Source organism: Pseudomonas ekonensis, assembly GCF_019145435.1.
Taxonomy (GTDB): domain Bacteria; phylum Pseudomonadota; class Gammaproteobacteria; order Pseudomonadales; family Pseudomonadaceae; genus Aquipseudomonas; species Aquipseudomonas ekonensis.
This window is the reverse complement of record NZ_JAHSTS010000003.1, coordinates 533,442-545,550: the sequence shown is the minus strand read 5'-3', so window position 1 is coordinate 545,550 and position 12,109 is coordinate 533,442. Positions and strand designations below refer to the sequence as shown.

The window sequence follows — 12,109 nt, the reverse complement described above, 5'->3', positions numbered from 1 at the left end:
CATTTGCCGACTGACCCACCGCTATCGCCAGCAAGCTGGCTCCCACAGGGGTTCTGCGGCGACGGCAGTCATCCGCAAGGCAAAAAAAAGCCCCCGGCCGCGAGGCCGGGGGCTTTTTGCGTATCGGCGAAAGTTACTTCGCTTTCACGCCTTCGAACGAGATGTACAGGTCGACGTTGTCGGACTGCGGGCCCAGATCCATCATCTTGCCGAAATCGGAACGCTTGATGCTGGTGGTGCCTTCGAAGCCGGCGCGGTAGCCGCCCCACGGGTCCTTGCCCTCGCCCAGGAACACGGCCTTGACCACGATCGGCTTGGTCACGCCGTGCAAGGTCAGGTCGCCGGTCACGTCGGCGGTGTCTTTGCCGGCGGCGTTCTTGCCGGTGGACTTCACGCTGGTGGAGACGAACTTGGCGTCAGCGTACTTGCCCACGTCCAGGAAATCTTTGCTGGCGATGTGCTTGTCACGCTCGGCATGGTTGGTGAACACGCTGGCGGTCTTCACGTCGAACTCGATCTTGCTGTCTTCAGGCTTGGCGGCGTCGAAGCTGAACTTGCCGCTGATGTCCTTGAAGGTACCGGTGATGAAGCTGTAGCCCAGGTGGCTGATCTTGAAGTCGACGAAGGCGTGCTGGCCTTCCTTGTCGACGGTGTAGTCAGCGGCCATCACGTTGGCGGACAGCACAGCGGAGCCGATGGCCAGAGCGGCCAGAGTCTTTTTCAACATGCTTTCTTTTCCTTTGAGTCGAGGTTGAACTTCAGGCTTTGCGGCCCAGCATTCGGGTCAGGGTCGCATCACGATCGATAAAGTGGTGCTTCATTGCTGCCAACGCATGGAGGCCGGAAAAAATTACCAGCGCCCAGGCCAGGTACAGGTGAATCGCACCGGCGGTATCAGCCTGGTCCGGTAGTCCGGACACCAGGGCAGGCACTTCGAACAAACCAAACACCGGGATCCCGACACCGTCTGCGGTGGAAATCAGGTAACCGGCGAGCATCACAGCGAACAGACCGACGTACAGAAAGGCATGGCCGAACTTGGCGCCGAGGCGCGTCATGCGGCTGTAGCTTTGCAGCGTCGGCGGCGGAGGGCTGACGAAACGCCACAGCACCCGCAGCACCATCACGCCCAGCAGCACCAGGCCGATGCTCTTGTGCAGGTCCGGCGCGTCTTTGCGCCAGCTGCTGTAGTAATCCAGCCCCACCATCCACAAGCCCAGCGCGAACAGCCCGAAGACCGCCAGCGCCACACCCCAGTGCATGAAGATGCTGACCCAACCGTAGCGCGAAGAAGAGTTACGTAGCTGCATTGCCCAAATCCTGTGAGAACTGCGAACCAAGACTATCGACTTATCTATCGAATTAAAGCGGAAAATTTTGCTTTGAAATATCGAGAAATACGATCAAGAGTCTGTAAGTGGCGAGTTAAGGAAAGATTAAAGGCGAAAGTGTGACGGGATGTTGGCGGGGAGATCAGAGAATTTCACGGCCGGTGCTGGCCCGATCGCCAGCAGGCTGGCTCCCAGAGGGATTGCTGTTCAACTGAACAGATCCGTTCGACTGTAGGAACGAGCCTGCTCGCGATGACGCTCTGGCAGGCAAAAAAAAGCGCGGCCCATGAGCCGCGCTTCTTCATTCAGCTCAAGGCCTTACTGCGCCTTGGCCTCGGTGCTTGCCGCCGGTTTGGCCGCAGGCTTCTTGGCAGGCTCGGCCTTTTTCGCCGGAGCCTTGGCCGCAGGCTTTTTCGCCTCGGTCTTGGCTGCCGGCTTCTTCGCCGCCGGCTTGCTGGCGGCCTTCTTCGCCGGTTCGGCCTTCACGGGGGCCGCAGGCTTCGGCGCTTCCGCCGGAGCAGGCGCGGGTGCCGGGGTCGGCGCAGGTGCCGGAGCTGGAGCCGGGGCTGGCGCAGGCTCTGGGGCCTTCACCGGCTCAGGCTTCTTGTCGTCGTCCGAACCGCCGAACAGGTTGGTGAAGAAGTTGCCCTTCTTCGCCGCCACGGCGCCACCCGCCGCACCGGCCGCCACCGCGGCGGCTGCGGCTGTCGGGCCGACCTTGACCGGCGCGAAGGTTTTGCCCGCCGCGAGGTCTTCGACCTGGCCCGCTGCGCGCTGGCCGGTGCGCAGCGCACCTTCCAGGGTGCCCGGGTACAGGGTGTCGGTGTGCTCGCCGGCGAACGCCACGCGTTGCAGCGGTTGTTCCCACAGGCGCCAGAACTTGCTGATCTGACCCGGGCCGAAGGCCAGGTACGAACCGCCGGTGGACGGGTCGGTGCTGTAGCGGCGGATCTCATAGCCGGTGAACGAACCGCGGGCCTGCGGATAGAACGCATGCAGACGGATCAGCACCTGATCGACCATCTGCTTGTCGCCGAACGCCTGCATCACCCGCGCGTTGTCGCCGGACAGGTTGATCACCACGTTCGCCCCGCCCTTGAGCGCAGGCTCGACCCAGAGCATGCCCAGGCCGGTGTTGCTGTAGATCTCGCCGGACATCCGCGCCTTGCTTTCCCAGACCGGCGTCTTGAACTTGAGCATGATCTGGTCGCGCCAGCCGTAGTTGGTGCCCTTGATCGCCGCCTGATGCTGGGCGTCCAGCGCCGGGGTCAGCTGGATCTTGCTCAGGGCGCGCAGCGGCACCGCCAGCACCACGTAGTCGGCCTGGTAGCCGACCGCGCCGACCTTGACGGTCACGCCGTCCTTGTCCTGGGTGATGGCCGACACCGGCGAGTTGGTCTTGATGGTCTTCAGTTGCTTGACGAAGGCCTGGGCCAGCACCGGGCTGCCGCCGACCAGGCGCGAGGCGCGCAGGTCGCGGTCGGACACGCCGCGGTACACCCGGCTCTGCTGGGCGAAGTACAGCAGCGACAGGCGCGACGGCTCGTCGTAGCGGCTGCGGATCTGCTGGTTGATCAGCTGGCGCGCGGTGGCCGGCAGGTTCTGCTTGTCGAGCCAGCTGGACACGTTGATCTGGTCCAGGGCGTGCAGGGTGTTGGTGGACGCCGGGTTCTGCGGATCGTCGATCGAGCGCGCCAGGTCGTCCAGGGTCTTCTCGTAGCGCTTGAGCGCGTCGCCCGTGGCCGGCTGCTTGGCGGCGAGGTCGGCGGCGGAGAAGTACTCGCCGTCGATCAGGTAGCCCGGCGTGCGCACGAACTCAGGGGCCGGCGTGGTGCTCAGCTTGAAGGTCGACACGTACTTGTTCAGCACCGGCTGGGTCTTGTCGTTGCCGATCCACTCGCTGGTGGCCATGCCGGAACGGCCGCCGATGCTCGGCTTGGCTTCCAGCAGGGTGACCTGCCAACCCTTGTTCTGCAGCTCGTAGGCGGCGGTCAGGCCCGACAGGCCGCCGCCGATCACGATCGCGGTTTTATCCTTGGCCAGCGCCGAAACGCTGAACAGCCCCAACACCACCAGCGCACAGGCGCGCAGCCAACCGACAGACATTCAGCGAACTCCGGAAATACACGGGAAAAAAAGCGGTTTTGCGGGTCAGGCGACCCAGAGAACCGCGAAGAATACGTCAGCCATCAAAGCGCCGCCAGCGGCGTCTATCGCCCCAAGTAAAGTAGCTCAATCGACACAATGGGTTGTCCCGGCGCGACGCATTGCATAGGCTTGCGCGATTGTTTGCCCGCGCCAGGCGCGAGCCGCCCCGAGGAGACCGCAAATGGGCCTGAACGACCAGTGGATGCAGCGTGACCTCCAGGTCCTGTGGCACCCCTGCACCCAGATGAAAGACCACGAACAGCTGCCGCTGATCCCGATCCGGCGCGGCGAGGGCGTCTGGCTGGAAGACTTCGACGGCAAACGTTACCTCGACGCCGTCAGTTCCTGGTGGGTCAACGTGTTCGGCCACGCCAACCCGCGCATCAACCAGCGGATCAAGGATCAGGTCGATCAGCTGGAGCACGTGATCCTGGCCGGTTTCAGCCACCAGCCGGTGATCGAGCTGTCCGAACGCCTGGTGAAGATGACGCCGCAAGGGCTGGACCGGGTGTTCTACGCCGACAACGGTTCGTCCTGCATCGAAGTCGCGCTGAAGATGAGCTTCCACTACTGGCTCAACCGCGGGCAGCCGAACAAGAAGCGCTTCGTCACCCTGACCAACAGCTACCACGGCGAAACCGTGGCGGCGATGTCGGTCGGCGACGTGCCGCTGTTCACCGAGACCTACAAGGCGCTGCTGATGGACACCCTCAAGGTGCCCAGCCCCGATTGCTACCTGCGCCCCGAAGGCATGAGCTGGGAGGAGCACTCGCGCAACCTGTTCGCCGCGATGGAGCAGACCCTGGCCGAGCACCACGAAAGCGTCGCGGCGGTGATCGTCGAGCCGCTGATCCAGGGCGCCGGCGGCATGCGCATGTACCACCCGGTGTACCTCAAGCTGCTGCGCGAGGCCTGCGACCGTTACGGCGTGCACCTGATCCACGACGAGATCGCCGTCGGCTTCGGCCGCACCGGCACGATGTTCGCCTGCGAGCAGGCCGGCATCCGCCCGGACTTCCTCTGCCTGTCCAAGGCCCTGACCGGCGGCTACCTGCCGCTGGCGGCGTGCCTGACCACCCATGAGGTCTACGGCGCCTTCTACGACGACTACCCGACCCTGCGCGCCTTCCTCCACTCCCACAGCTACACCGGCAATCCGCTGGCCTGTGCGGCGGCGCTGGCGACCCTGGACATCTTCGAGCAGGACAACGTGATCGAGAACAACCAGGCGCTGGCCCGGCGCATGGCGTCGGCCACCGCGCACCTGGCCGATCACCCGCACGTCGCCGAAGTGCGCCAGACCGGCATGGTGCTGGCGGTCGAGATGGTCAAGGACAAGGCCTCGAAAGAGGCGTACCCCTGGCAGGAGCGCCGCGGCCTCAAGGTGTTCCGGCACGCGCTGGAGCGCGGCGCGCTGCTGCGGCCGCTCGGCAGCGTGGTGTATTTCCTGCCGCCGTACGTGATCACGCCGGAACAGATCGACTTCCTCGCCGAGGTCGCCGGCGAAGGCATCGACATCGCCACCCGCGACAGCGTCAGCGTGGCGGTGCCGAAGGACTTCCACCCCGGTTTCCGCGATCCGGGCTGACGCCTCGCCACAGGGCCAATATCCAATTTTCCAGAGATCCGACATGAGACTGTCCCGCTTCTTCATCGACGCCCCCCTGAGCCTCGGCGAGCACGAATTGCCCGAAGCCCAGGCGCACTACATCAGCCGCGTGCTGCGCATGACCGAGGGCGATGCGGTGCAACTGTTCGACGGTTCCGGCCAGGAGTTTCTCGGCGCGCTGGCGGAGGTCGGCAAAAAGCGCGTGACGGTGCGCATCGACGAGCAGTTCGCCGGCCAACCTGAATCGCCGCTGAGCATCCACCTCGGCCAGGGCCTGTCCCGTGGCGAGCGGATGGACTGGGCGATCCAGAAGGCCACCGAACTGGGCGTGAACGAGATCACCCCGATCTTCAGCGAGCGCTGCGAAGTGCGGCTCAAGGACGAACGCGCCGACAAGCGCCTGCTGCACTGGCGCCAGGTGGCGGTCAGCGCCTGCGAGCAGTGCGGCCGTTCGCGGGTGCCGGTGATCCATCCGCCGGTGCTGCTGGCCGACTGGCTGAAGCAGACCGAAGCCGACCTGAAACTGGTGCTGCACCCGGTGGCGGAGCCGCTGGTGAGCCACGCCAGGCCGGCGAGCCTGGCGTTCCTGATCGGGCCGGAGGGCGGGTTGTCCGAGGCCGAGGTCGAGCAGGCCAAGGCCGGCGGTTTCCATGCCGCCCGCCTCGGCCCGCGGGTGCTGCGCACCGAGACCGCGCCGGTGGTTGCATTGGCGGTGGCCCAGCAGCTTTGGGGGGACTTCTAAGGCGCCATCGCGGGCAAGCCCGCTCCCACAGTGTTCCCTGTCGTTCACAAGTGTTGCATACGCCACAAATAGCTGTGGGAGCGGGCTTGCCCGCGATGGGCGGCACACGGCCCTGAAGCCGGTCACTGCACCGGATCGCTCACCGGTCTGGCGATGATCGCCTTCAGCTCGCCGGTCATCGGGAACTCCAGGTTCAGGCCCTTGGGCGGGATCGGCTGTTCGAACCACTTGCGGTAGATCCCGTTGATCTCGCCCGACGCGTACAAGTCCCCCAACGTCCCGTTGACCAGCGCCAGGAACTGCGGATCGTCCTTGCGCACCATGCAGCTGTAGATCTCCCGCGACTGCTCCTCCCCCACCACTACCCAGTTGTGGGGATCCCGGGCCTTGGCCCGCTCGCCGTAGAGCAGCGCGTCGTCCATGTAGAACGCCGCCGCCCGGCCCGACTGCAGCATCTGGAACGCTTCGCCGTGATCCTTGGCGCTGATCACGAACATGTCGAGCTTGTGGTCGAGGTTGTAGTTCTTGAGGTAGCGCTCGTTGGTGGTGCCGGCGGTGGTCACCACGTTCTTGCCGCGCAGGTCGTCGAAGTGTTGGATGCCACTGTCCTTGGCCGTCAGCAGTTGGCCTTTGACATAGATGAAGCCGTAGGAGAACGCCACCTGCTTCTGCCGCTCGGCGGTCACCCCGGTGGAGCCGCACTCCAGGTCGACGGTGCCGTTCTGCACCAGCGGAATGCGGGTCTGCGAGGTCACCAGGTTGTACTTCGCGGCCAGGTCCGGCAGCGCCAGCCTCTGGCGGACGCGTTCGACGATCTTGTCCGCCAGCTCCACCGAATAACCCATCGGCTGGCCGGTGTGGTCGCCCACATAGGAAAACGGCACCGAAGCGTCGCGATAGCCCAAGGTGATGCTGTTGGCACCGGCGATCTTGGCCAGCGTGCCGGTCAGCGGCGCTTCGCCGGCGTGGGCCTGGGTTTGGGCTTGAGCGCCGAGCAACAGACCGAGGGTGCAGCCGAGCAACGTGATTTTTTGCATTGTTGTTCTCCGTTGTGGGTGTTCGGGGTTCAGGCGCGGGGATTGAAGCCGTGCAGGTCGATGGACGGCCGGCGCTGGCCGATCAGTTCGCTGAGCAGTTGCCCGCTGGCGCAGGCCAGGGTGAACCCGAGCGCGCCGTGGCCCAGGTTCAGCCACAGGTTGCGGTAGGCCGTGGCGCCCAGCAGCGGCACGCCGGTGGGGGTGGCCGGCCGCATGCCGGCCCACTCCACGGCGGCGTCATAGTCGCCGGCCTCGGGGAAGGTGTCGCGGGCCTGGCGCCGGATCAGGGCCAGCCGCGCGGGATCCACGGCCGGGTCGAAGCCGACGATGTCGACCATCGCCGCCACCCGCAGTTGCTCGCCGATCCGGGCGTAGACGATCTTGCGGTCGTAGTCGGTAATGCTCACGTCCGGCGCCCGGTGTCCCTCGCCGACCGGCACGGTCAGGCTGTAGCCCTTGAGCGGGTACAGCGGCAGGCGCAGCCCCGGCAGCGCCAGCAGCGGGCTGCGGTGGCCGGCGGCGATCACCAGTTGATCGACCGCCAGCGCCTCGTCGCCCAGTTCGATGGCCGTGACCTCTGCGTCGCGGTGACGGAGGCCGGTCACCGTCTGGCCCAAGCGAAACTCACACAGCCCGGACGCCTCCAGCCGCGCCGCCAGTTGCCGGCAAAAGCCGTGGCAATCGCCGACCTCCTCGTCCGGCGTATGGATCCCGCCCGCGAAAGGCCCGTCGGCCAGCGCCGGTTCCAGCTGCGCGCATTCGGCGGCGCTCAGCACCTGCTGCTGCCGGGGGTCGGCCAGGTGACGGCGGGCCTGGGCGAAACGTCCGGCATCGCGGAACGTCACCAGTTTGCCGTTGCGCCGCCAGTGGAACCCGGCGAGGCCATCCTCCTCGCGCCAGGCCTTCAGGGTGCGCTGGCTCAACAGCGCCAGGCGCAACAGGTGTGCGGCGTTTTCACGGTTGACCGAACTGCGGCAGGCGGCCAGGAACGCCGCCATCCAGCGCCACTGCTGCGGATCCAGGCGCGGGCGCAGCTTGAGCGGCGAGTCGCCGCGCAGCATCCAGCCAATGGCCTGCAACGGCACGCCGGCGTCGGCCAGCGGCGCGACGTAGCGGTAGGACAACTGGCCGCCGTTGGCGAAACTGGTCTCGGCGCCGAGGCTGTCGCGGGCTTCGACCACCGTCACCGGCAAACCGTCGCGCACCAACGCATAGGCCGTTGCCAGGCCGATCACGCCGCCGCCGATGATGCACACACGCTGAGCCATGTCCGTCCTTAACCGTTCGTGAAGACAAGGCCGAGGTTAGTGCCAGGTGACAGGCGCCGGACAATGAATAAAGATGCCAGGCCCATAAGCAAAGGTTATGGACTCGCCATGCGCCTACGCCACATCGAGGTTTTCCAGGCCATCCGCCAGACCGGCTCGGTCAGCGCCGCCGCGCAGCTGCTGCACGTCTCGCAGCCGGCGGTGACCAAAGTGCTGCGGCACGCCGAACAGCAATTGGGCTTCGCCCTGTTCCTGCGGGTGCGCGGCAAGCTGCAGCCGACCCCGGAGGCGCTGGAGCTGGAGCGCGAGGTCGACAAGGTCAGCGAAAGCCTGCAAGGCGTGCGGCGCCTGGCCCAGAGCCTGCGCCGCACGCCCGGCCGCAGCCTGCGGATCGGCGCGACCCCGGCCCTGGCGCTGTCGCTGCTGCCGCCGGCCATCGAGGAATGGACGGCGCGCAGTCCGGACATCGCTTGCGAGCTGTCCAGCGCCCACAGCCGCGAACTGACGCAGAACCTGCTGATGCGCGAAGTGGACGTGGCCCTGACCCTGCAACTGCCCGACCATCCGGGGCTCAAGGCCCAGGCGTTGGCGTCGGGGGTGCTGGTGGCGCTGGCGCCGAAGGGGTTCTGGCCGCCGGAGGACGCCGGCCGGCCGTTGCCGCTGACGGCGCTGGCGGACGCGCCGCTGATCGGCCTGTCCAGCGCCGACCCGCTGGCCGCCCGGCTCGACCGGTACCTGGAAGCGGTGGAGCCGCCGCCCCGGGTGCGCATCGCGGTGCAGACCTACTCGCTGGCGCGGGCGATGGTGGAGTCCGGCGCCGGCGTCGCGGTGATCGACCCGTTCACCGCGCTCGGCGCCTCTGCGGCGACCACGACGCTGCGCCCGCTGGCCCCGCCGCTGCCGATCACCCTGTACGCGGTGACCCGCGCCAGCGAACCGCCGCCCCATGCGCTGAGCGACTTGCTGGAGATCTTCAGCCGCCGGGCCCGGGAACAGCTCGGTGGCCCGGGCGCCGCACAAGACTGACCGGCAGGCCGGCGCCTACAGGACGTAGAACCAGATCGCCACGAAGTGCAAAAGGCTCCCGGCGATCACGAACAGGTGCCAGATCCCGTGGGCGTGCCGCAGCCGGTGGTCGAGGGCGAAGAAGATGATGCCCACGGTGTACAGAACGCCGCCCGAGGCCAGCCAGGCGAAACCCGCCGGACCCAGCGCATCGAGCAGCGGCTTGACCGCCACCAGCACGATCCAGCCCATCACCGCGTAGATCACGATGGACAGGATCCGCGCCTCCGAACGCGGCTTGATCTCCTGCAGGATGCCGATCAGCGCCAGCCCCCAGACGATGCCGAACAGCGTCCAGCCCCACGGCCCGCGCAGCGTCACCAGGCAGAACGGCGTGTAGCTGCCGGCGATCAGCAGGTAGATCGAAAAGTGATCGACCTTCTTCATGATCGCTTTCTTGCGCCCGCGCACGCTGTGGTACACCGTCGAGGCGCTGTACAGCACCAGCAAGGTGAAGGCGTAGACCGCCACGCTGACGATCTTCCACGGACTGCCGTCGAGGCTGGCGGTCACCACCAGCCAGATCCCGCCGATGAAGGCCGCCACCGCCCCGACCAGGTGCGTCCAGGCGTTGAGTTTTTCCCCGTGATACATGTGTCGCTGACCTCAGATTCATGACCGCCGCGCGCAAGGCTCGGGCCTTGAGCGTAAAAGCGCAATGTTTCGGTTCGACGCGGGCCTGCGCCTGTCCGGTTAATTGGGCACAATCGACCGATATCAAGAAGAGTCCGCGCCATGCTGATCGACGAAGAATTGACCCTGAAAAAACTCGAGGTGTTCCTCGCCTTCATGCGCACCGGCAACCTTGCCCGGGCCGCCGCCGAGCTGCAGACCAGCAACGTCAGCGTGCACCGCGCCATCCATTCGCTGGAGAGCGCCCTGCGCTGCCCGCTGTTCAAGCACGAGGGGCGCAACCTGACACCGCTGGAAAGCGCCTACGTGCTGGAGGAACGGGCGCAGAAGCTGATCCAGGACGTGGTCGAGAGCGTGCGCCTGACCCGCGAGGCCGCCGGGTTCTCCGCCGAACGCTTCAAGCTGGGCTCCCTCTACTCGCTGACGGTGAAGACCGTGCCGCAACTGATCATGGGCCTGAAGATCCGCCGCAGCGAACTCAACATCGACCTGATCCTGGGCTCGAACATCGACCTGCTCTACAAGCTCAAGAACATGGAGGTCGATGCGATCCTGGTGTCGCTGGACGACAGCGTCAGCGACCCGGACTGCGAACAGATCCCGCTGTTCTCCGACGACATTTTCCTGGCCACCCCGGCCGACTCGCGGTTCGCCCGCCGCAGCGAGGTCGACCTGGCCGACGTGCGCGACGAGACCTTCATCACCCTCACCCAAGGCTTCGCCACCCACCAGGACGGCATCCGGGTGTTCCGCCAGGCGGGGTTCGAGCCGAAGGTGGCGATGCAGGTCAACGACATCTTCACCCTGCTGAGCATGGTCAGCTCCGGGGTGGGCTATGCGCTGCTGCCGGGGAGGATCGCGGCGGTGTACGAAAACCGGGTGAAACTGATCCCGTTGCAGGAAAAGTACCGGTTGCAGCAGCACATCGGCGTGGTGTTCCTCAAGGCCAAGGAACGCGACCCGAACCTGCTGGCGTTGCTGGCGGAATGCCGGATGTACGCCAACCGCCAGGCCTGACACCCTGTGGCGAGGGAGCAAGCTCCCTCGCCACAAAAACAAGCCCGTCAGCCGACGATCCCGCGCACGATGAAGAACAGCACCGAAGGCCCCAGCAGGCAGCCCAGCCCGGTGTGGAACGTCGCCGTCAGCGCGCCGTAGGGCACCAGCCGCCGGTCCGTCGCCGCCAGTCCCGCGGTCACGCCGCTGACGGTGCCGGCCAGGCCGCCGAACACCATCGCCGAGCGCGGGTTGTCCAGGCCCATCCAGCGCGCCGCCACCGGGGTGCCGACCATCACCAGGATCGCCTTGATCAGCCCGGTGGCGATCGACAGCGCCATCACGTCGGACGTCGCGCCGATCGCCGCGCCGGTCACCGGCCCCACGATGTAGGTCACCGCCCCGGCGCCGATGGTGGTCATGCTCACCGCGTCGCGGTAGCCGAAGGCCCAGGCCATGCACGCACCGACGATGAACGGCAGCACCGTGCCCAGCAGCAGCGCGACCACGCCGATCAGCCCGGCCTTCCTCGCCTCGGTGGCCTGCACCTCGAACGCCGTGGCGACGATGGCGAAATCCCTCAGCATCGCCCCGCCCATCAGGCCGATGCCGGAGAACAGGGTCAGGTCCGCCAGCCCCTTCTGCCCGCCCGTCAGCGTGCCGCCGACCCAGGCCAGCACCAGGCCGATGACGATGGCGATGGCCGAACCGTGGATGCGCCCGAACGTCAGGCGCCTGGAGAGGATCACCGACACCCACATGATCACGCCGACGAAGGCGAACGCGGTGACCAGACCGTTGTGCTCCAGACCTTTCTCGATGAGATCCCACATGTCAGCGACCTCCCGCCGGGGCGGCCATCGGGGCAGGCTCTGCCGGCTCGTCGGGCAACGGCTCGCCCTTGTTCGTGCGGCTGATCAGGGCAATGGTGCAGCCGCAGACCACCACCGAGCCGATCGCCGCCAGCACCGCCACCGGGCCGCCGTGCAGTGCGGTGACGACGTTCTGCTGCGCGGCCATCGCCACCACCACCGGAATGTACATGGCGCCCCAGAAGCCGACGCCCATCTCGCAGTCCTTGGTCATGCCGCCGCGCCCGTGCATCCACAGCCGTGCGCAGATCAGCAGGATCATGGCGATCCCGACCCCGCCGACATTGGACTTGACCCCCAGCAGCACACCGAGCAGGTCACCCATGATGACCCCTGCCAGCGTACAGATCGCCAGCAGCGCCACACCGTAAATAATCATTGTCGCAGTCCTCAAGTTGCATCGTCGGA

At 66.5% G+C, this 12,109-nt stretch carries 12 protein-coding genes; 4 read left to right on the top strand and 8 right to left on the bottom strand.

All coding sequences use genetic code 11. From position 1 onward, the window contains the following. Window positions 1-133: 133 nt before the first annotated feature. The 3 genes from KVG96_RS26500 to KVG96_RS26490 all read right to left on the bottom strand — a co-directional run bounded on the left by KVG96_RS26500 (window position 134) and on the right by KVG96_RS26490 (window position 3,437). Window positions 134-727, bottom strand: coding sequence for a YceI family protein (locus tag KVG96_RS26500; RefSeq protein WP_085580779.1), 594 nt, complete (start codon window positions 725-727; stop codon window positions 134-136). 31 nt (window positions 728-758) lie between these two features. Beyond that, window positions 759-1,310, bottom strand: a complete 552-nt coding sequence (locus KVG96_RS26495) for a cytochrome b (RefSeq protein WP_217894650.1) — start codon at window positions 1,308-1,310, stop codon at window positions 759-761. Window positions 1,311-1,649: 339 nt separating this feature from the next. After that, the gene (locus KVG96_RS26490) at window positions 1,650-3,437 is read right to left on the bottom strand and encodes a flavin monoamine oxidase family protein (RefSeq protein ID WP_217894649.1); all 1,788 of its coding nucleotides are present in this window, start codon (window positions 3,435-3,437) and stop codon (window positions 1,650-1,652) included. 223 nt (window positions 3,438-3,660) lie between these two features. Between KVG96_RS26490 and KVG96_RS26485 the strand changes: the two genes are divergently transcribed. Continuing rightward, window positions 3,661-5,067, top strand: a complete 1,407-nt coding sequence (locus KVG96_RS26485) for an adenosylmethionine--8-amino-7-oxononanoate transaminase (RefSeq protein WP_217894648.1) — start codon at window positions 3,661-3,663, stop codon at window positions 5,065-5,067. Window positions 5,068-5,110: 43 nt separating this feature from the next. Further along, window positions 5,111-5,830 carry a 16S rRNA (uracil(1498)-N(3))-methyltransferase gene (locus KVG96_RS26480; protein WP_217894647.1) on the top strand — a complete coding sequence of 240 codons (720 nt, stop codon included), beginning with the start codon at window positions 5,111-5,113 and terminating at the stop codon, window positions 5,828-5,830. A gap of 122 nt (window positions 5,831-5,952) precedes the next feature. Here the strand turns inward: KVG96_RS26480 and KVG96_RS26475 are convergent, their stop codons facing one another. Together KVG96_RS26475 and KVG96_RS26470 are read right to left on the bottom strand one after the other, a co-directional pair. Further along, window positions 5,953-6,867 (bottom strand): transporter substrate-binding domain-containing protein, encoded by a 915-nt coding sequence (locus tag KVG96_RS26475; RefSeq protein WP_217894646.1) that lies wholly within the window; start codon window positions 6,865-6,867, stop codon window positions 5,953-5,955. Between the two features lie 29 nt (window positions 6,868-6,896). Next, window positions 6,897-8,135, bottom strand: a complete 1,239-nt coding sequence (locus KVG96_RS26470; RefSeq protein ID WP_217894645.1) for a D-amino acid dehydrogenase — start codon at window positions 8,133-8,135, stop codon at window positions 6,897-6,899. A gap of 108 nt (window positions 8,136-8,243) precedes the next feature. Between KVG96_RS26470 and KVG96_RS26465 the strand changes: the two genes are divergently transcribed. Next, entirely contained in the window at window positions 8,244-9,161 is a 918-nt protein-coding gene (locus tag KVG96_RS26465; protein WP_217894644.1) for a LysR family transcriptional regulator, read from the top strand. A gap of 15 nt (window positions 9,162-9,176) precedes the next feature. Here KVG96_RS26465 and trhA read toward each other — a convergent pair whose 3' ends face one another. Then, window positions 9,177-9,794 (bottom strand): PAQR family membrane homeostasis protein TrhA, encoded by a 618-nt coding sequence (gene trhA, locus KVG96_RS26460; RefSeq protein WP_217894643.1) that lies wholly within the window; start codon window positions 9,792-9,794, stop codon window positions 9,177-9,179. A gap of 141 nt (window positions 9,795-9,935) precedes the next feature. On the opposite strand from trhA, the gene KVG96_RS26455 reads away from it, so the two are divergent. Then, window positions 9,936-10,850, top strand: coding sequence for a LysR family transcriptional regulator (locus KVG96_RS26455; protein WP_217894642.1), 915 nt, complete (start codon window positions 9,936-9,938; stop codon window positions 10,848-10,850). 47 nt (window positions 10,851-10,897) lie between these two features. Here KVG96_RS26455 and madM read toward each other — a convergent pair whose 3' ends face one another. Together madM and madL are read right to left on the bottom strand one after the other, a co-directional pair. Further along, window positions 10,898-11,662, bottom strand: a complete 765-nt coding sequence (madM, locus tag KVG96_RS26450) for a malonate transporter subunit MadM (protein WP_085580799.1) — start codon at window positions 11,660-11,662, stop codon at window positions 10,898-10,900. Between the two features lies 1 nt (window position 11,663). Next, complete coding sequence (gene madL / locus KVG96_RS26445; protein ID WP_085580801.1) at window positions 11,664-12,080, bottom strand: malonate transporter subunit MadL; 417 nt, start codon at window positions 12,078-12,080, stop codon at window positions 11,664-11,666. Window positions 12,081-12,109: the final 29 nt, after the last annotated feature.